19 protein-coding genes are annotated in these 19,190 nt (G+C 72.5%); 7 read left to right on the forward strand and 12 right to left on the reverse strand.

The annotated features are described in order from the left end of the window. The first annotated feature begins 47 nt into the window (after nt 1-47). From JAV76_RS13545 to JAV76_RS13555, 3 genes are read left to right on the forward strand one after another with little or no spacing between them, the layout of a single operon-like run. Nucleotides 48-737 (forward strand): CpaB family protein, encoded by a 690-nt coding sequence (locus tag JAV76_RS13545; RefSeq protein WP_198734606.1) that lies wholly within the window; start codon nt 48-50, stop codon nt 735-737. Beyond that, complete coding sequence (locus JAV76_RS13550) at nt 734-2,212, forward strand: CpaE/TadZ family protein (RefSeq protein WP_198734607.1); 1,479 nt, start codon at nt 734-736, stop codon at nt 2,210-2,212. The genes JAV76_RS13545 and JAV76_RS13550 overlap by 4 nt, the downstream gene beginning before the upstream one ends. 4 nt (nt 2,213-2,216) lie before the next feature. Next, a complete protein-coding gene (locus tag JAV76_RS13555) occupies nt 2,217-2,702 on the forward strand; it encodes a DUF6912 family protein (protein WP_198734608.1) in 486 nt (161 codons plus the stop codon). 24 nt (nt 2,703-2,726) lie between these two features. Here the strand turns inward: JAV76_RS13555 and hisN are convergent, their stop codons facing one another. The 5 genes from hisN to JAV76_RS13580 all read right to left on the reverse strand — a co-directional run bounded on the left by hisN (nt 2,727) and on the right by JAV76_RS13580 (nt 7,041). After that, entirely contained in the window at nt 2,727-3,518 is a 792-nt protein-coding gene (gene hisN / locus JAV76_RS13560; protein ID WP_198734609.1) for a histidinol-phosphatase, read from the reverse strand. A gap of 49 nt (nt 3,519-3,567) precedes the next feature. After that, on the reverse strand, nt 3,568-4,602 hold the full coding sequence (gene rsgA / locus JAV76_RS13565; protein WP_198734610.1) for a ribosome small subunit-dependent GTPase A: 1,035 nt from the start codon (nt 4,600-4,602) through the stop codon (nt 3,568-3,570). Continuing rightward, on the reverse strand, nt 4,602-5,921 hold the full coding sequence (aroA, locus tag JAV76_RS13570; RefSeq protein ID WP_198734611.1) for a 3-phosphoshikimate 1-carboxyvinyltransferase: 1,320 nt from the start codon (nt 5,919-5,921) through the stop codon (nt 4,602-4,604). Before aroA ends, rsgA begins: the two co-directional genes overlap by 1 nt. Before the next feature lie 42 nt (nt 5,922-5,963). Beyond that, nucleotides 5,964-6,431, reverse strand: a complete 468-nt coding sequence (locus JAV76_RS13575; RefSeq protein WP_198734612.1) for a DoxX family membrane protein — start codon at nt 6,429-6,431, stop codon at nt 5,964-5,966. A gap of 64 nt (nt 6,432-6,495) precedes the next feature. Next, on the reverse strand, nt 6,496-7,041 hold the full coding sequence (locus JAV76_RS13580) for a ferritin (protein WP_198734613.1): 546 nt from the start codon (nt 7,039-7,041) through the stop codon (nt 6,496-6,498). A 123-nt stretch (nt 7,042-7,164) separates the two neighbouring features. On the opposite strand from JAV76_RS13580, the gene JAV76_RS13585 reads away from it, so the two are divergent. Then, nucleotides 7,165-7,920: a sigma-70 family RNA polymerase sigma factor gene (locus tag JAV76_RS13585; RefSeq protein WP_307844242.1), complete on the forward strand. Its 756-nt coding sequence runs from the start codon at nt 7,165-7,167 to the stop codon at nt 7,918-7,920. Further along, a complete protein-coding gene (rsrA, locus tag JAV76_RS13590) occupies nt 7,917-8,189 on the forward strand; it encodes a mycothiol system anti-sigma-R factor (RefSeq protein ID WP_198734615.1) in 273 nt (90 codons plus the stop codon). Before JAV76_RS13585 ends, rsrA begins: the two co-directional genes overlap by 4 nt. 75 nt (nt 8,190-8,264) lie before the next feature. Here rsrA and JAV76_RS15360 read toward each other — a convergent pair whose 3' ends face one another. Continuing rightward, nucleotides 8,265-8,339, reverse strand: coding sequence for a 50S ribosomal protein bL37 (locus tag JAV76_RS15360; protein ID WP_156968370.1), 75 nt, complete (start codon nt 8,337-8,339; stop codon nt 8,265-8,267). Nucleotides 8,340-8,496: 157 nt separating this feature from the next. Between JAV76_RS15360 and JAV76_RS13595 the strand changes: the two genes are divergently transcribed. Both JAV76_RS13595 and JAV76_RS13600 read left to right on the forward strand, forming a co-directional pair. Further along, a complete protein-coding gene (locus JAV76_RS13595; protein WP_198734616.1) occupies nt 8,497-9,585 on the forward strand; it encodes a type IV pilus twitching motility protein PilT in 1,089 nt (362 codons plus the stop codon). A 98-nt stretch (nt 9,586-9,683) separates the two neighbouring features. Next, on the forward strand, nt 9,684-10,535 hold the full coding sequence (locus JAV76_RS13600; RefSeq protein WP_198734617.1) for a DUF4097 family beta strand repeat-containing protein: 852 nt from the start codon (nt 9,684-9,686) through the stop codon (nt 10,533-10,535). A 21-nt stretch (nt 10,536-10,556) separates the two neighbouring features. Here the strand turns inward: JAV76_RS13600 and JAV76_RS13605 are convergent, their stop codons facing one another. The 6 genes from JAV76_RS13605 to JAV76_RS13630 form a co-directional block, all read right to left on the reverse strand. Next, nucleotides 10,557-11,171 (reverse strand): GDSL-type esterase/lipase family protein, encoded by a 615-nt coding sequence (locus JAV76_RS13605; RefSeq protein ID WP_198734618.1) that lies wholly within the window; start codon nt 11,169-11,171, stop codon nt 10,557-10,559. 129 nt (nt 11,172-11,300) lie between these two features. Next, nucleotides 11,301-15,143 carry a multifunctional oxoglutarate decarboxylase/oxoglutarate dehydrogenase thiamine pyrophosphate-binding subunit/dihydrolipoyllysine-residue succinyltransferase subunit gene (locus JAV76_RS13610; protein WP_198734619.1) on the reverse strand — a complete coding sequence of 1,281 codons (3,843 nt, stop codon included), beginning with the start codon at nt 15,141-15,143 and terminating at the stop codon, nt 11,301-11,303. Nucleotides 15,144-15,439: 296 nt separating this feature from the next. After that, the gene (locus JAV76_RS13615) at nt 15,440-16,240 is read right to left on the reverse strand and encodes an ABC transporter permease (protein WP_198734620.1); all 801 of its coding nucleotides are present in this window, start codon (nt 16,238-16,240) and stop codon (nt 15,440-15,442) included. Further along, nucleotides 16,237-17,211 (reverse strand): ABC transporter ATP-binding protein, encoded by a 975-nt coding sequence (locus JAV76_RS13620; RefSeq protein ID WP_198734621.1) that lies wholly within the window; start codon nt 17,209-17,211, stop codon nt 16,237-16,239. Before JAV76_RS13620 ends, JAV76_RS13615 begins: the two co-directional genes overlap by 4 nt. A 42-nt stretch (nt 17,212-17,253) precedes the next feature. After that, nucleotides 17,254-18,354: a HAMP domain-containing sensor histidine kinase gene (locus tag JAV76_RS13625; RefSeq protein ID WP_198734622.1), complete on the reverse strand. Its 1,101-nt coding sequence runs from the start codon at nt 18,352-18,354 to the stop codon at nt 17,254-17,256. An 11-nt stretch (nt 18,355-18,365) separates the two neighbouring features. Further along, on the reverse strand, nt 18,366-19,100 hold the full coding sequence (locus JAV76_RS13630; RefSeq protein ID WP_198734623.1) for a response regulator transcription factor: 735 nt from the start codon (nt 19,098-19,100) through the stop codon (nt 18,366-18,368). Between the last annotated feature and the right edge of the window lie 90 nt (nt 19,101-19,190).

Below are 19,190 nucleotides of genomic sequence, written 5' to 3' on the forward strand. Positions count from 1 at the left end.
GCGCCCGCCCGCGACCGTGCCCCTTCCGCTCCTGACAGGAGACCTCGATGTCCGACGTCCGACCGTCGCCCGCCGGCCTGCCGGCCCCCACCGCGCCCCGGCTGCGACGGCCCGGTTGGCGCGACCCGCGGCTCGCGTTCGGCATCCTCCTCGTCGCCGGGTCGGTCGCCCTCGGGTCATGGGCGGTCACGAGCGCGGGCCGGACGGTGTCGGTGTACGCCGTGTCGCGCACCGTGACGCCGGGCGAGACGCTCGACGCCTCGGACCTCGTCGCTGTCGACGTGCGTATCGGGGACGACGCATCGCGCTACCTCTCGCCGTCGGCGGACCTCGCGGACGACCTCGTGGTCCTGCGCACCGTCGGGGACGGTGAGCTCCTGCCGGCGGCAGCGGTGGGGACCGCCGACGCGCTCGGCACCCGGTCCGTCACCGTGCCCGTGGACCAGGCCATCTCCTCCGAGGTGAGGCCGGGTGCGCTGGTCGACCTCTGGATCGTCCCCCCGGGGGCGAGCACGACCGCCCCGGTCGACCCCGCCGCAGGGCTGCCCGTCCCCGTGGAGCTCGCCAGCGACCTCGTCGTCGCAGAGGTGCGCGAGTCCGGCGGGGGAGGGTTGATGGTCAACGGTGCGCCGACCGTCCACGTCCTGGTGCCCGACGAGGACCTCGCCACGGTCCTCGCAGCACTGTCCTCCGACGGCTCCGTCGTCATCCTCCCCGTCCCCGGGGGCGACGCGTGACCGCGCCGACGGGCCTCGGCGCGACCCCGCCCACGACCGTCCTCTGCGCGGTCCGCGGAGCTGCCGAGGCGGACGTCGTGAGCCTCCTCGCGAGTCCCGCGGCAGGGCTCCACGTGACGCGCCGCTGCGCCGACCTCGCCGAGCTCCTCGCGGCCGCCGCGGCGGGCCTCGGCACGGTAGCCGTCGTCTCGGCGGACCTCGCGGGGCTCGACAGACCCGTGGTCGCAGCGCTCCACGGCGAGGGCGTGCGCGTCGTCGCCGTCCTGGCGCAGGGGGACCCCGACGGCGCTGCCCGCACGGGTGCCATCGGCGTCGACGCGGCCGTCCCGGCGGACGCCCTCGACAGCACCCTCGTGGCGACAGTCAGGACGACAGCTGCCCAAGGACCACGTCCTGGCCCGGCCCAGGCCCTGTCCCACGGCTCCGGACGACCGTCCGGGGAGGACCGCTGGGCGGACGCTGGCACCGTGACGACGGCGACCCCGGCCCGGTCCTCCCACGAGCCGCAGCCGCCCGGACGACCTCGCCCCCGGACCGGTGCCGTCGTCGCCGTCTGGGGTCCGGCCGGGGCGCCCGGGCGTACGACCGTCGCCCTGACCCTCGCGGCCGAGCTCGCCTGCCGGGTCCCTGACCGTCGTGGCCGCGCACGGCGCGCGTCGAGCGACCGGACGCCCGCGCGGGACGACGTGACGCTCCTCGTCGACGCGGACACCTACGCGGCGTCCGTCGCCCAGGTGGCCGGTCTCCTGGACGAGTCCTCGGGTCTTGCCGCAGCCTGCCGGGCCGCCGGACGTGGAGCCCTCGACCTCGAGGACCTCGCCCGGCTCGCCCCCGAGATGTCCGAGGGGTTGCGTGTGCTCACCGGGATCACGAGGGCCGCGCGGTGGCCCGAGATCAACGACTCGGCGCTCGACGTCGTCTGGGAGAAGGCCCGGGAGCTCGCCGACCGGACGGTCGTCGACTGCGGGTTCAGCCTGGAGCGCGACGAGCTGCTCTCCTACGACACGAGGGCCCCGCAGCGGAACGCCGCAACGCTCAGTGCCCTGAGAGCCGCCGACGTCGTCGTGGTGGTCGGTGGTGCGGACCCCGTCGGGGTCCAGCGCCTCGTCCGGGCGCTCGACGACCTCCGCGAGTGCGAGCTCGCCCCGTTCACGGAGACCGTCGTCGTGGTGAACCGGCTCCGCGCGGCGTCCGTGGGGCCGCGTCCCGGCAGCGCGGTGCGCGAGGCCCTGCTCCGCTACGCGAACGTCACCGACGTCCGTCTCGTCCCCGACGACCCCGCGGCCTGCGACGCCGCGCGCCTCGCGGGGCGGACCCTCACGGAGCACGCACCGACCTCGGCCGCGAGGCGGGCGCTCGTCGAGCTGGCCGACCACGTCCGGGCGCTGACGGCGAGCTCACCGCAGCAGTCCGCCGTCCCGGGCACCCGGGACGGGACCGGATGGGCACAGGCGCCGTCCACGGTGGCACACTGACCCCATGCGCCTCTACGTGCCCGCGACGCTCGACGAGCTCGACACCCTCACCTCCGGCCGGATCACCCTCGGACCCCGCAGGGCGCATGCCGCGACGCCCGCGCTCGTGGCCGCACTTGCCGAGGAGGACGTCGACGACGTCGAGGAGGTCGAGTTCGTCGCACAGCTCGCCGCCGCCGACGACTCCCTCGTCGCGATCGCCGCGAACCCGTCCGTGCCGTGGCTGCGTCTCGTGCTGAGCGTCGACGTCCCCGACGCGCACGTGACCGTCCCGCCGGTCGACGCCACCGCGGACGACGCGTCCTACAGCGCGGTGGAGATCACCGCGGAGGTCACGGTCGCGGTGGTGTGCGCGCACGTCGACGAGCCCGATGCGGCAGGCGACGTCCAGGCGGCCCTCAGCGGGGACGACGAGGCCATCGAGCGCCTCGCCGACCGTGACCTCCTCTGGTACGACACCACCGAGCTGTCCTCCGTCCCGCGCGGCTGAGCCGCACGGCCCAGGAGGGTCTGCTCAGGGGGTGAGCGCAGCCAGGACCTCGTCGTGCAGCAGGCCGTTCGTCACGAGCGCGTCCCCGCCGTGCGGGCCGTCCACCCCGGCGAGCGACGTGAACCTGCCCCCCGCCTCCGTGACGATGGGCACCAGGGCAGCCATGTCGTACAGAGCGAGCTCCGGCTCGAGCGCCACGTCCACGGCCCCCTCCGCGACGAGCATGTAGGACCAGAAGTCGCCGTACGCACGCGTCCTCCAGGCACGGCGGGTCAGGTCGAGGAACGACGGGAGCATGCCGCGCTCGTCCCACCCGGACAGGCTCGAGTACGACACGGACGCGTCGGCGACCGCGCTGACGCCCGAGACGCGCAGCCGGGTCGCGTGCGACAGTGACCGGCCGGTCCATGCCCCCGTGCCCTTCGCGGCCCACCACCGACGCCCCAGCGCCGGGGCGCTCACCACGCCGACGACGATCTCGTCGCCCTCCGCGAGCGCGATGAGCGTCGCCCACACGGGGACCCCGCGGACGAAGTTCTTCGTCCCGTCGATCGGGTCGATGATCCACCGCCGCGAGCCGTGCCCCGTCGTGCCGAACTCCTCGCCGACGATCGCGTCGCGCCCGCGTGACCTGCTCAGCTGGCCGCGGATGATCTCCTCCGCGCTGCGGTCCGCATCGCTCACGGGGGTGCTGTCCGGCTTCGACTCGACGTGCAGGTCGAGCGCCTTGAACCGGGACATCGTCAGCGAGTCCACCTGGTCTGCCATGACCAGGGCGAGGCGGAGGTCGTCGTCGTGATGGGAGCGCGTCGTCATCGCACCACCGTAGCCCGTACGGCCTCGTGACCTGGGGAGGTGTCGCGGGTCAGGACCGGGCGGCGAGCAGCCGACGGAACGAGTCGACGCGTGCGAGGCGCGCGGCGCGCGTGGGCTCGTCCTCCGAGCCCTCCGTCCAGGCGTCGAGCTCGCAGTCGGGCGACCCCTCGAGGTGGGTGCAGCCCCGGGGGCAGCCGTCGGCGACGTCGGCGAGGTCGTCGAACGCCGTGAGAAGGTTCTCGGTCTGCACGTGGGCCAACCCGAAGGAGCGCACCCCCGGGGTGTCGATCACCCAGCCGCGCGACCCCTCGTGCTCGGGCAGCCGGAGCGCGACGGCGGACGTGGACGTCTGGCGCCCACGACCCGTGACGTCGTTCACCACGCCCGTGGTGCGCCGCGCCCCGGGGACGAGGGCGTTGACGAGCGTCGACTTCCCGACGCCCGAGTGACCGACGAACACCGACGTGCGCCCGGCGAGCGCCGCGCGCACGGTCTCCAGGGGCGTGATCCTGCCGTCCGCGTCCTGCGAGGTGGTGACCACCGACACCCCGATGGGCTCGTAGAGGTCGCGCAGGGCGTCCGGGGAGGCCAGGTCGGCCTTGGTGAGGCACAGGAGGACGTCCATGCCGGCGTCGTAGGCGGCGACGACGCACCGGTCGATCATGCGGGTGCGGGGCTCCGGGTCGGCGAGGGCCGTGACGATGACCAGCTGGTCGGCGTTCGCGACGACGATCCGCTCGTAGGGGTCCGTGTCGTCGGCGGTGCGCCGCAGGACGGTGCTGCGCTCGGTGATCCGCACGATGCGGGCGAGGGAGCCCTCGTCGCCCGAGGTGTCGCCGACGACGTCGACCCGGTCGCCGCACACGGCCCGCTGCCGGGTGAGCTCGCGGGCCTTCATGGCCGAGATGGTGTGCTCGTCGGGCCCGTCCTCGTCGATGAGCAGGGTGTACCGCCCCCGGTCCACGCCCGTGACGAGCCCGGACACGGCGTCGTCGTGGTCCGGTCTCGTCTTGGTGCGCGGTCGGGACCCCCGCTTGCCCGGCCGCGTCCGGAAGTCGGACTCGTCGGGCAGACGTCCCGCCATCAGCTGACCGTGCCCGCGCGCTGGGCGAGCATGCCGTCCCACATCCGGGTGAAACCGGGGAGGGTCTTCGCGGTGGTGCCCACGTTCTCGACCCGGACGCCGTCCACCCGCAGACCGAGGACCGCACCTGCGGTCGCCATGCGGTGGTCGTGGTACGTCCGCACGACGTCCCCGTGGAGGGGCCGGGGCGTGATGACGAGACCGTCGCTGGTCTGCTCGGCCCGGCCGCCGAGGCGGGTGATCTCGGTGGCCAGGGCGGCCAGGCGGTCCGTCTCGTGGCCGCGCAGGTGGGCGATGCCCCGCAGGCGCGACGGTGAGTCGGCGAGCGCGGCGAGCGCGGCGATCGTGGGGGCGAGCTCCCCGCACTCCCGGAGGTCGGCGTCGATGCCGCGGACCTCGCCCGTGCCGGAGACGGCGAGCGTGTCCCCGTCGAGGACCGCGGTGCCGCCCATGGTCGTGAGGATGTCCGGCAGCATGGCGCCGGGCTGGGTGGTGGCGGAGGGCCAGCCGGGGATGCGGACGGTACCGCCGACGACGAGCGCGGCGGTGAGGAAGGGTGCGGCGTTCGACAGGTCGGGCTCGACCCGGACGTCGCGGCCGGCGACCGGTCCGGGGCGGACCTGCCAGATGGCGGGCCGGGAGTCGTCGACCTCGACGCCGGCCTCGCGCAGGACGGCCACCGTCATGTCGATGTGCGGCAGGCTGGGGAGGGTCACACCGGTGTGCCGCAGAGTGAGGCCCTGCTCGAACCGGGCGGCGGCGAGGAGCAGCCCGGACACGAACTGGCTGGATGCCGAGGCGTCGACGTCGATCGAGCCGCCGCGGACGCTCCCGACGCCGGTGACAGTCGCGGGCAGTCGCCCCCGCCCGCCGTCGTCGACGCCGACCCCGAGGGCGCGCAGGCCGTCGAGGACCGGACCCATGGGGCGCACACGCGCACCCTCGTCGCCGTCGAGCGTGACCGTCCCGAGGTTGAGGGCCGCGAGCGCGGGCACGAAGCGCATGACGGTCCCGGCGAGCCCGCAGTCGATCGTGGCGTCACCCTCGAGCGAGGCCGGCACGACGTGCCACTCGCTCGGGTCGGCCCCCTCGGTGACGGTGGCGCCGAGGGCGCGGAGCGCGTCGACCATGAGGTCCGTGTCCCTGCTGCGCAGGGCGCCGCGCAGGACGCCGGGGGCGTCCGCCAGCGCCGCGAGCACGAGGTACCGGTTGGTGAGCGACTTGGACCCCGGGACCTCGACGGTGGCGTCGAGCGGTCCCGTCCGCGGGTCGGGCGTCGGGGCGGACCAGGGCTCGGCGTCGGTGGCGGGATGCGTCATGCTCCCAGGTTAGTGGCAGCCCACCGTGCCGGACCGGCGGTCTCAGCCGTCGGCGCGCGCTGCCGCCCGACGTGCCCGTGCGTCACCGACGCGCCACGCGAGCCCGGGTCGTCCCTCGTGGTCGGCCGCCGCGAGGAGCGTCGCTCCGAGCGCGCCGAGGCGCTGCACGAAGGTCTTCGACCGTGCCGAGCGCGGCACGGCGCTGCTCGAGGTGAAGGGCTCGTCGGCGAGGACCAGGGGGACGGTGAGCGCTGCGAGGAGGAGGGCCGCCGAGCGCGGCGCCCTGCCGAGGGCGAGCCCCAGGCCGGCGGCGACGGTGAGGCCGCCGTGCGCCCGCACGACGGTGGTGAGCTGGGCGTCGCTCAGCGGCGGCTGGCCGAGGGCGGTCGTGGCACGGTCCGCCGTCGCCCGGGCGCGGTGGACGTGCGTCGACGGGTGCCGGACGGCGTCGACTCCGTCGGAGACGAACCAGGTGGCGAGCAGGGGGCGGGCGATCGGGCGGAGCAGCATCGGTGATCTCCTCGGAGTGTCGGGGTCGGAGGTGGTGTGCGCAGGTACGTGTGGTGGCGCAGCGTCAGAGGGCGCCGCCGGCCGCGGAGGGGGCGTCCGCGGACTCGCCGCCGTCCCCGACCTGCTCGCGGGCGACGTAGTTCTCGAGGTCGAAGAGGTTGTCACCGGCGCGGCGTGCGACGGTGAGGAGCGTCGTCGCGGACGCGACCTCCTCGACCTGTTCCTTGAGGAACCACAGGAGGAACTGCTCGCCGAGGGCGTCGCCCTCCTCGCGAGCGGCCCGGAAGATGGCCTCGATCTGGGCGGTCACCTGCTTCTCCTGCTCGAGCGCGAGCTGCAGCGGGTCGAGGATCGAGCCGAAGTCGTTGCGCACCGGGTTCCCGGCGCGGATCGTCACGGGCAGGTCGCGGTCCAGCATGTACTGGACGATCATCATCGCGTGGTTGCGCTCCTCGACCGACTGGCGGTAGAAGTGCGCGGCGAGCTGCGGGAGGTCCTGGCTGTCGAACCACACCGCGATGGCGACGTACTGCTGGTGCGCGTCGAGCTCGTGCCCGACCTGCTCGCGCAGGAGGGCGATGAACTGGGAGTCGGCTGCCGTGGTGGTCATACATGCACCGTAGCGCCGACGGCGCGTCCCGGCCGCTCGGGCGCACCGACCGCGCTCGGGGTCGGTGCCGGCGCCGGGCGGGCGGTCGGGAATGGACGGGGGAGGGACCTCGTTGACGAGCGTGTGACATGCGTACTCGAGGAGAAGACCGCGCCGGCGGCCACGGTCGGCCGTGCGACCACCGACCCCCGTGGAGGCGACCTCGCACGGAGGGCACTAGGCTCGACGGTGATGAGCGACGAGACCAACCGCGCGCCGGTGACCGAGGACGACGCGGACCGGAGCGAGCGGTTCGAGCGTGAGGCGCTGGTGCACCTCGACCAGCTCTACTCGGCGGCCCTGCGCATGACGCGCAACCCCACCGACGCCGAGGACCTCGTCCAGGAGACCTTCGCGAAGGCCTTCGCCGCCTTCCACCAGTACCGCCCGGGGACCAACCTCAAGGCGTGGCTGTACCGGATCCTCACCAACGCGTTCATCAACACCTACCGCAAGAAGCAGCGCGAGCCGCAGAAGTCCGCGGCGGAGGACGTCGAGGACTGGCAGATCGCCCGCGCCGCGTCGCACACCTCGACCGGGTTGCGCTCGGCCGAGGCCGAGGCGCTCGACCGGCTGCCCGACTCCGACGTGAAACGTGCGCTCCAGGAGCTCGCCGCCGAGCGCCGCATGGCCGTGTACCTCGCGGACGTCGAGGGCTTCCCGTACAAGGAGATCGCAGAGATCATGGGGACGCCGATCGGGACCGTCATGTCACGGCTGCACCGGGGTCGCGCCCAGCTGCGCGAGCTCCTCAGCGACTACGCCGTCGAGCGAGGGCTGGTCCCCGCCGCCACAGCGGGGCCCGACCGGGGGACGACGACCGAGGAGGAGGGCCGATGAGCGCGCAGGACGACAGCTGCGACAGCATCGTCGAGCATCTCTACGAGTACCTGGACTCGGAGATGACGCCGGAGGACACCGCCCGCATGCGGGAGCACGTCGCCGAGTGCTCTCCGTGCCTTGCGGAGCTGGGCATCGACGAGATGGTCAAGCGGCTCCTGCGCCGCTCGTGCGCCGAGCGGGCCCCGGAGCACCTGCGGATCGCCATCCACATGCAGATCTCGACGACCAGCACCTCACGGCCCGCGACGGAGCTCGACGGTCGCTGACGATTCCCGAGCGACGACGAAGGTCCCCGCACCCTTGGGTGCGGGGACCTTCGTGGTACTGCAGGCGTTCCAGGATCAGGCGTTGGGACGCTTGCCGTGGTTCGCTGCGCTGCCCTTACGGCTACGACGCTTGCGTCCGCGCTTGCTCATAGTGCTCTCCTCGCATGAAAAAGGACTGGTAGCCGCGCGTGTGGCCGCACGTGCCTCCTGTCTATGGTCCCACATGTCCGACGGTGCCTGTCACCGGAGCGGGTGGACGCCGGGAGGAACCCTCAAGTACGCCGGTGCGCCTGCCGATAGGCGGATCGTGAGCGAAACCCTCCAGTCCGTCATCCCACTCCTGCACGCGCTCGCGAGCACGGGGGCCTCCGACCTGCACTGCAAGGTCGGGTCCGCCCCGCGCGTCCGGGTCGACGGACGCCTGCGCCGGCTCCAGACGCCCGTCCTGGGCCCGGACGACACCATGCTCATGCTCTCCGAGGTCCTCCCCGACAGCTTTCTCGACGACTTCGAGCGGACCCACGAGGCGGACTTCGCGTTCCAGCTCGACGGCGTCGGGCGGTTCCGCGTGAACGCCTACCAGGCGCGCGGCCACGTGGGTCTCGTCTTCCGGCGGGTCACGGAGGGGACCGTCTCGATCGCCGAGCTCGGTCTGCCGGAGATCGTGGGAGAGCTCTCCCTGGAACCCCGGGGACTGGTCCTCGTCACGGGGCCAACGGGGTCGGGCAAGACCACGACGCTCGCGTCGATGGTCGACCTCATCAACACGCTCCGCGAGGTGAACATCATCTCGATCGAGGACCCCATCGAGGTCCTCCACTCCGACAAGAAGGCCATCATCTCCCAGCGCGAGGTCCGGCACGACACCGCCGACTTCAGCGTCGCGCTGCGCGCCGCCATGCGCCAGGACCCCGACGTCATCCTCGTCGGGGAGATGCGGGACGCCGAGACGGTGCGGGCCGCGCTGCAGGCCGCTGAGACCGGTCACCTCGTGATGTCGACCCTGCACACCATCGACGCCCAGGAGACCATCAACCGCGTCGTCGACTTCTTCCCTCCGCACGAGCAGACGCAAGTCCGCGCCGCGTTCTCCCAGGCGCTGCGCGGCATCGTCTCGCAGCGCCTCGTCCGCCGGGCGGACGGCGGCGGACGTCGGGTGGTGTGCGAGGTCCTCGTGAACACCGGGCGCACCGCGGAGGCCATCGCGAACCCCGCCGACAACCCGCCGCTCGTCGACCTCATCAAGGACGGCGAGTACTACAAGATGCAGACCTTCGACCAGCACCTCTTCGACCTCGTCCGTGACGACGTCATCAGCTACGAGGAGGCGTGCGGGGCCGCCACCAACCCGCAGGACCTCACCGTCGAGCTCCGCGCCGCCGGGATCGTCAGCTGAGGCCGGAGACCCCGTCCCGGTCCGACGTCGGGACGGTGGTCGCCCCGGCACCGCCGGACGGTTACGGTGTGCACTGACACCGACGACGGGAGACCTGCATGCGCAACGAGACCTGGATCATCGCCGCCCCCGGATCGGTGACGACGGAGCTCCGGGACACCGGGCACGGTCCCGCCGGAGCGGACGGGCCGATCCCGGCGGACGTCGCGCCGACCTCGGTCACCGTGGCGGTGACCGGTGGTTCCGTCCGCGTCGAGGCCCACGACGGGCAGCACGCCGAGCTCGAGGTGCTCACCGTCTCCAGCCGACCCCTCGCGATGACCCTCGTCGACACCGAGCTGCGGGTGTCCTACGAGTTCGCGGGTCTCGAGGGCGTGGTCGACCGGGTCAAGGGTCTGCGCGACAAGGACTCCGTCGACGTCGTCCTGCGCGTCCCCGCCACCGCCGAGCTGCGGGTGACGGCGGTGTCCGCAGGCATCTCCGTGCGCGGTCTCGCCGCATCCGTCACGGCGAGCACCGTGCAGGGCGACGTCGAGCTCGACGACGTCAGCGGCACCGCCACCGTGTCCACGGTCGCCGGTGCGGTCCGCGCGGCCGACCACGCCGGGGCCGTCGTCGTGCGGACCGGGACGGGGGCGGTGGACGTCGCCGGCGAGCTCACCCGTGCCGAGGTGGCCACGGTCTCCGGCGCGGTGCTCGTGTCGCCCGGCAGCGGGCCGAGCTCCGTGGCCGCCCGGACGGTCACCGCACCGGTGACGGTGCGCGCCCCGCGCGGTGTGGCGGTCGACCTCCGCACCCGCACGGTGAACGGTCGCACGGTGCTCGACGGCTCGGACCTGAGGACGCCGGACTCCGGGTCGACGGCCGTCGACCACGCGGAACCGGGCGCGACGGTCTTCGTCTCGACCTCGACCGTCTCGGGGGACGTCGTCGTGAGCCGGGCCTCCTGAGAGGACCCGGGGCGTCGTCGCTCAGACCTCGTCGTCGGGCAGGCCCAGCCACTGGTACCACCCCGTGTGCAGGACGAGCCAGGCCATGAGTCCGTACCCGGCCTGACCGGGGTACGGGAGGCCGTTGGACGCGAGGTCGCTCAGCCACTGCTCGTGGTGCACGAGCGGGGTGAAGGTGTCGACGTAGGGCACACGTCGCCGGTTCGCGACGTCCGAGAACGCCGTGGAGAGCTCGGCGATGCGGTCGCGCTCCGAGTCGTGCCCGGGCGGTGGGCCGACGACGAAGGCGGGGATCCGCCGGTCGTCGGCGACGTCGAGCATGTTCGCGAGGTTGAGGCGGCTGCGGGCCACCGACAGTCCTGCCGGGATGTCCGCGCGACCGAGGGCGAACACGACCCGGTGGTCGACGGCGGGGTCGTTGCTCGACCGGCGGACGAGCTCGTCCTCCCAGCGTGCGCTGAGGGCCGTCGTGGTCTCGCCGGGAACGGCGAGCGGGAAGACCATGGTCAGCGCGGGGTGGTGCGTCCGGGCGGTGACCCGTCCCAGCCAGCCGAGGCCCTTCGGGTCGCCGACGCCGGCGGCGAGCTCGTCTCCCACCACGCAGATGCGCAGCTGGTCCTGGGCGGGCGTGGTCACGGGTTGCTCCCCATCATGTCGGTCGGGCGGCGCGGTCGCGCGGGACCATTGTCCGGCAGGACGACGACGGCGAGGGACGGCAACACGCCGGAGCGTGCCACCGTCCCTCGCGACGGGTGGATGAAAGCGTCAGCGCTCGAAGGCGCGCTGCACCAGCTCCGTCTGCTCGACGAGGTGCTTCTTCGCCGAACCGGCCGCGGGCGACGCCGACGCGTGCCGCGACACCACCCGGACGGGACGGCCGATCTCCTGCGGGGCGTTGAGCGCGATGAACGGCCACGCCCCCTGGTTCTCCGGCTCGTCCTGCACCCACACGAGCTCTGCGTCACCGAACGGGGCGAGCGCCTCGGTGAGCACGTCGCCCTCGAGCGGGTACAGCTGCTCGAGCCGCACGATCGCGGTGCGCGTGTCCCCGGCCTTCTCGCGCTCGGCGACGAGGTCGTAGTACACCTTGCCGGCGCACATGAGGACCCTGTCGACCGTCCCGCCCGTCGAGGCGCGCGCCGCGGCCTCGTCGTCGCCGATGACCTCGCGGAAGGTCCCCGTGGTGAAGTCCTCGGGGGCCGACGCGGCCGCCTTGAGCCGGAGCATCGACTTCGGGGTCATCACGACGAGCGGGCGACGCGGGCGCTGGTAGGCCTGGCGACGCAGCAGGTGGAAGTGCGACGCCGGGGTGCTGGGGAAGGCGACCGTGAGGTTGTCCTCGGCGCAGAGCTGGAGGAACCTCTCGAGGCGGGCCGACGAGTGGTCCGGTCCCTGGCCCTCGTAGCCGTGGGGGAGGAGCAGCACGACCGAGGAGTTCTGTCCCCACTTCTGCTCGGCGGACGAGATGAACTCGTCGATGATGGTCTGCGCTCCGTTGACGAAGTCGCCGAACTGCGCCTCCCAGAGGACGAGCGCGTCCGGGCGCTCCACGGAGTACCCGTACTCGAAGCCGAGGGCCGCGTACTCGCTCAAGGAGGAGTCGTAGACCCAGAACTTCGCCTGGTCGCCGGAGAGGTAGAGCAGAGGTGTCCACTCGGCGCCGGTGTTGCGGTCGTGCATGACCGCGTGACGCTGGACGAACGTCCCGCGGCGCGAGTCCTGCCCGGCGAGCCGGACGGGTGTGCCCTCCATCAGCAGGGAACCGAAGGCGAGGATCTCTCCGTAGCCCCAGTCGATGCCGCCCTCGGAGGACATCTTGGCGCGCTTGTCGAGGAGCTGCTTGAGCTTCGGGTGGACCGTGAAGCCCTCGGGCGGTGTGACGTGCGCGTGCCCGATGCGGTCGAGCACCTTCTGGTCGGTCGCGGTCTTCCAGCCGACCATGGTGCCGGCGTCCTCGCGCTGCGACTCGGGCCGCTCGAGGCCGGCGACCGGTTCGGAGTCGGCGTCCGGGGTGTACCCCCCCTCGCGGGTCTCGGTGAACACCCGCTCGAGCTGGGCCTGGTAGTCCTGGAGGACCTGCTCCGCCTCCTCCCCGCTGATGTCGCCGCGGGCCACGAGGTTCTCCGTGTAGAGCTTGCGGACGGAGCGCTTGGCCTCGATGAGGTTGTACATGAGCGGCTGCGTCATCGAGGGGTCGTCGCCCTCGTTGTGGCCGCGTCGGCGGTAGCAGACCATGTCGATGATGACGTCACGGTCGAACTGCTCGCGGAACTCGAACGCGAGGCGGGCAACCCGGACGACGGCCTCGGGGTCGTCACCGTTGACGTGGAAGATCGGGACCTGGAGGCCCTTGGCCACGTCGGTGCAGTAGAGCGTCGAGCGCGACGACGACGGTCCGGTGGTGAAGCCGACCTGGTTGTTGATGATGACGTGGATGGTCCCGCCGGTGCGGTACCCGCGGAGCTGGGAGAGGTTGAGGGTCTCGGTGACCACGCCCTGCCCGGCGAACGCGGCGTCCCCGTGGATGAGGATCGGCAGCACGGAGAACCCGTCCCCGCCGAGGTCGATGCGGTCCTGCTTCGCACGGACGATCCCCTCGAGGACGGGGTCGACCGCCTCGAGGTGCGACGGGTTGGCGGCGAGGTAGACCTTGGTGGTCTCGCCCGACTCGGACGTGAACGTGCCCTCGGTCCCGAGGTGGTACTTCACGTCGCCGGAGCCCTGGACGCTCCGCGGGTCCTGGTTGCCCTCGAACTCGGCGAAGATCTGCGCGTAGCTCTTCCCCGCGATGTTCGCGAGGACGTTGAGCCGACCGCGGTGGGCCATCCCGATGCAGACCTCGTCGAGGCCCGACTCGGCCGCGCCCGAGAGGACGGCGTCGAGAAGGGCGATGACGGACTCGCCGCCCTCGAGCGAGAAGCGCTTCTGCCCGACGAACTTCGTCTGGAGGAAGGTCTCGAAGGCCTCGGCAGCGTTGAGGCGACGCAGGATGCGCAGCTGCTCCTCGCGAGGCGTGCGCTCGTACCCGGCCTCGAGGCGGGCCTGGAGCCACTTGCGCTGGGTCCGGTCGGCGAGGTGCATGTACTCGGCGCCGATGGTTCGGCAGTAGGAGTCGCGGAGCAGGCCGAGGACGTCACGGAGGGTCGCCTTGGGCGCGGAGCCGAAGCCGTTCGTGGGGAAGACGCGGTCGAGGTCCCAGAGCGTCAGGCCGTGCGTCTGGACGTCGAGGTCGGGGTGCTTGCGCTGGCGGTACGCGAGCGGGTCCGTGTCGGCCATGAGGTGGCCGCGGGAGCGGTAGGAGTGGATGAGCTCGGCGATGCGCGCGGGCTTCGCGGCCTCGGCGTCGGCGTTGATGGTGTTGTCGCGGACCCAGCGGACCGGCTCGTAGGGGACCCGCAGCGACGCGAAGACGCGGTCGTAGAACCCGTCCTCGCCGAGGAGCTTGACGCCGAGGATCCGCAGGAAGTCCCCGGACTGCGCGCCCTGGATGATCCGGTGGTCGTACGTCGAGGTGATGGTGAGGACCTTGGAGATCGCCATCCGGGCGAGCTGCTCCTCGGAGGCGCCGGCGAACTCCGCCGGGTAGTCCATGGCGCCCACGCCGATGATCGTGCCCTGTCCCTGCATCAGGCGGGGGACGGAGTGCACGGTGCCGATGGTCCCGGGGTTCGTCAGGGAGATCGTCGTGCCCTGGAAGTCCTCGACGGTGAGCTTGTTCCCGCGGGCACGACGGACCACGTCCTCGTAGGCGGACCAGAACTGTGCGAAGTCCATGGCCTCGGCGCCCTTGATGCTGGGGACGAGGAGCTGGCGGGTGCCGTCGGGCTTGGCCAGGTCGATCGCGAGCCCGAGGTTCACGTGGGCGGGCGTGACGACGGCGGGCTTGCCGTCGAGGAGCGTGTACCCGTTGTTCATGGCCGGCATCTCGGCGAGCGCCTCGACGAGCGCGAAGCCGATGATGTGCGTGAAGGAGACCTTCCCGCCCCGTCCGCGCACGAGGTGGTTGTTGATGACGATGCGGTTGTCGACCATGAGCTTGGCCGGGATGGCCCGCACCGAGGTGGCGGTGGGGACCTCGAGGCTCGACTCCATGTTGGTGACGACCCGCGCGGCAGGGCCGCGGAGCTTCGCCACGTCGTCGCTGGACGTCGCGACGGGCGACTTGGCCCGCGTCTGCGGCACCTGGGCGTAGGGCGCCGTGGCCGGCTGCGCCGTGGCGACCGGGGGCGTCGTCGGTCCTTCGGCGTGGACCTGGCTCCCGGCGGACTCCGCGGCGACCTGGACCGCCTGGGCCTGCTGCGTCGCCTGGGACCCGTGCCCGGGAGCGGCCTCTGCCGCGCGCTGCTGCGGCGGGCGGGCGTCGCCCGCGGCGGGCTCCGGTGCGGCCGCAGGGGCGTCGGTCGTCGGAGCCTTGTCCGCGGTGCCGGGCGTCGATCCGGACGAGGCCTCCTCCCCGGGTGTGTAGCTCTCGAAGAACTCCCACCAGGCGGGGTCCACCGCGTTCTTGTCCTTGAGGAACTGCTCGTACAACTCGTCGACAAGCCACTCGTTCGCGCCGAAGACGGCACTCACGGCGCTGATCGACTCTGACTCAGCATTCGAGGACACGCTGGGATCGCCCACTTTCACCACAGATCGCTACCGCTCGGGACGGTATTAGACGTCCTCCAGCCTAGGGCCTGAAGTCCTAGGTCACAGACCGGAAGTGGTCGTAATCACCCAACGAGTTCGGGTGTCGACCGCGCGGCTTCACCAGGAGGTAAACACCGGGCAACGTGGGTCTGGCATTCGTCCAAAGGTCGTGTCCGCTTCCCCTCGGAGGGGTATGCACGCCCGTACCTCCACGCCCTCGTGTTCGCTGATGGCGAACGCGAGGGCGCGGGCTGCTGCTGCTGGACGAGGCCTCAGGGCACGTCGCGGCGCAGCGCGGTCACGGCCCCGACCGTCCCCAGCACGACCACGTACGTGGCCAGCACGAGCAGCCCGCCCCACCAGGGCAGCAGCCCGGACAGCCCCGCGGAGCTGAAGATGCTGCCGCCGGTGATCGCCTCCCCGGCGGCTCCCGGGAGGAGCTTGGCGATCGACTCGCCGACGCCCCCTGCGGCGCCGAGCCCGAGGCGCAGGACGGGTTCGAGGAACTGGGTGTAGACGAGGACCACGACTATGGCGACGACCTGATGGGTCAGGGCTGCGCCGAGGGCGACCCCCAGGAGCGCCCACACGGTGAGCGCGAGCACGGACCGGCCGAGGAGGAGCCACGTCGCGGAGTCGTCGAGCAGCGTGGGTGACCCGGCGGCAGCGAGGACACCGGCACCGGCCGCTGCGGTCGCGGCCGTCCCCACGACCCCGAAGAGGACGCCCACGGGCACCATGGCGAGCAGCTTGGCGACGAGGACCCGGAAGCGGTCCGGGTCGGCGAGGAACGTCGGCGCGATGGTCCGGTGCCGGTACTCGGTGGTCACCGACAGGGCTCCGACGATCACGGGGAACACGTACCCGAACGCCGCGGCGACCCCGTAGACCGACGCCGCGACGGCGGCGGGCCCGCCTGCGAGCCCGCTGTCCTCCGCGCCCGGGGCCGCGGCCACGCTCCAGGCGACACCGGCGCCCAGGAACGCCATGTACAGGGCCATGCAGACGAGGAGCACCCACCACGTGCGCGTGGTGACGATCTTGCGGTACTCGCTGACGAACGACGTCCTCATGCGTCCACTCCCGTCGGGGTCGAGCCCGGTTCCCGGTGGTCGAGGACCGGGTCGCCGGGCGGGGCGATCATCCTGAGGAAGAGGTCCTCGAGGTTCTCGGAGCGGTCGGTGAGGCCGTGGACCTCGAGACCGGCCGCGTGGGCGGCGGAGCCGACCTGCGAGGTGGTGGTGCCACGGACGACGACGGTCCGTCCGTCGTCGGTGGTCTCGACGTCCCATCCCTGCAGCTTCACGAGGGCGGCCAGGGCGTCGGTGTCGGGCGAGGTCAGGTGGATGCGTGGCGCCGAGAGTGCGTCGAGGCCCGCCATGGGCGAGGCGTGCACCAGCTGGCCGCGGGCGATGATGACGACGTCGTCCACGGACTGCTGGATCTCGGAGAGCATGTGGCTCGAGACGAGGACCGTCCGTCCCTCGGACGCGAGGTGCCTCAGGAAGCCGCGGAGCCACCGGATGCCCTCCGGGTCGAGCCCGTTGGCCGGCTCGTCGAGGAGGAGGACGCGCGGGTCCCCGAGGAGGGTGGTCGCCAGGGCGAGGCGCTGGCGCATCCCCAGGGAGTACCCGCCGACGCGCCGGTTCCCGGCAGCGGACAGCCCGACGAGGTCGCCCAGGTCGCGGCACCGTTGGTCGGTCGCGCCGGCGAGCGGCGCGTAGGTGCGCAGGTGGTCGAGGCCGGTCCGTCCGGGGTGGAAGCTCGTGGCCTCGAGGGCGGCGCCGACGGTGCGCAGAGGCTGCCGGAGAGTCGCGTAGGGGACTCCTCCGATCGTCGCGGTGCCCGACGTGGGCGTGGTGAGTCCGAGGATCATCCGCAACGTCGTGGTCTTGCCGGAGCCGTTGGGGCCGAGGAACCCGGTCACACGACCCGGGAGGACGTCGAGGCTGAGGTCGTGGACGGCGCGCACGGTGCCGAAGTGCTTGGTCAGCGACCGGACGGTCACGGTGCCGTCCGAGGGCGGGTGCTCGGTAGGTTCCATGCGGAGACCCTATGTGTTCTACCTCGAGTAGAACAAGTGGTGTCAGCCGAGGTCCGACGACGGCCCGGGGTCGGAGCTCGCGTAGGGCGAGAGCTTCGGGAGCGTGATCCGCATGGTCGCGCCGTGCGAGCTGTCCGCGACCTCCACCGTGCCACCGTGGAGGTCCACCGCCCACCGGACGATCGCCAACCCGATCCCGGTCCCGCCCGACCCCGTGCCGCCGGGCTGCACGCTGCCCGCCCCGCGCGCGAACCGCTCGAAGATCCGCTGGCGGTCCGCCTTCGCGATGCCCGGGCCCTGGTCGCACACGTCGACGACGACTGTCCCCGGGCCGGTGCGTGCCCGCACGGTCACCTCCGCCCCGAAGGGCGAGTGCCTGATGGCGTTCTGCAGCAGGTTGACGAGGATCTGACGGAGCCTCTCGGCGTCCGCGGGGAGGGTCAGGCCCTCGGGTTCCACGTCGACCGCGAACGTCAGCTGCTTGCCGGCCTCGAGGGTCGAGACCGAGTCGACCGTGTCCTCGAGGAAGGTGCGGGCGTCCAGGTCGCGGATGGCGAGGTCGGCGGCGCCCGCCTCGATCCGGGAGAGGTCCAGGAGGTACGTGATGAGGCGGGTGAGCCGCTCGGTCTGCGTGAGGGCCGTCTGCATGGTCGCGGGGGTCGGCTCGACCACGCCGTCGACGAGGTTCTCCAGCTGGGCGTGCAGCGCCGCCACGGGGGTCCGCAGCTCGTGGGAGACGTTCGCGATGAGCTCCCGCCGGACCTGGTCCGAGGACGCGAGGTCCTCGGCCATGATGTTGAAGGCCGTGGCGAGCTGCCCCACCTCGTCGCGGCTCGTCGCACGCACCCGCCGGGAGTAGTCCCCCTCGGACATCGAGCGGGCCGCTGCCGTCATCTCCCGCAGCGGGGACGTCATCCCGCGGGCGAGGAGCATGGTGAAGAGCATCGAGATGACGACCGCGAGCGGGAAGGTGCGGCTCGGGCCCAGGGTGTTGCGCAGTCCCACCCACGTGATGAGCGCGGCGAGGGTCACCGACGCCGCCACGAGGATGGCGAGCTTGATCTTCAGCGACGTGAACCGGTCCAGCGGCCGGACGTCGGGAAGGTGCGGGCGCAGGGGGCGCGGGTTGCGCGAGGCGGTCACGGCGGCGGCCGTCAGTCGTCCGCGGGCGGTTCGAAGGCGTAGCCCACGCCGTGCACCGTCCGGATGAGGTCCGAGCCGAGCTTGCGACGCAGCGCCTTGATGTGGGAGTCCACGGTGCGGGTGCCGCTCGCGTCGGCCCAGTCCCAGACCTCGGCGAGGAGCCGCTCCCTGGTCTGCACCGTCTTGGGGGAGCTGGCGAGCATGACGAGCAGCTCGAACTCCGTCGGGGTGAGGTGGACCTCCTCGTCGGCACGGTGGACCCGGCGCTGGGCCTTGTCGATGACGACGTCGCCCACGGTCATGGGCGGTTCGACGGTGCTCGCGGCCGACGCCTGCGACGCGCGGTCGACACGTCGCAGCAGCGCCTTGAGGCGCGCCACCAGCTCGCGCTGGGAGAACGGCTTGGTCATGTAGTCGTCCGCCCCGACGCCCAGACCGACGAGCATGTCCGTCTCGTCGTCGCGGGCGGTGAGCATGAGGACCGGCACCGGTCGGTCGGCCTGGATGCGACGGCACACCTCGAGGCCGTCGATCCCCGGGAGCATGACGTCGAGGACCACGGCGTCGGGCTGCAGGCGTGCAGCGGCCTCGACACCGCTCAGGCCGTCACGGGCGACCTCGGTGCGCCACCCCTCGGCGGCGAGCCGTTGCGCGATGGCGGTGGCGATCGCGGGCTCGTCCTCGACGATGAGGATGGTCGCTCCCGCTGAGGACGCGCCGCCCGGGATCGTTGCGTTGGCTGCCATGGGGCCAGAATCCCACACGCGGCGGGGCGCTGTCGTCATCCTGTGGGGCGACCTGTGCGGTTCTCCGACGATCGTCCCCGAGGTCGACTA

Origin of the sequence: Sanguibacter suaedae, from assembly GCF_016342785.1 — a bacterium.
GTDB lineage: Bacteria > Actinomycetota > Actinomycetes > Actinomycetales > Cellulomonadaceae > Sanguibacter > Sanguibacter suaedae.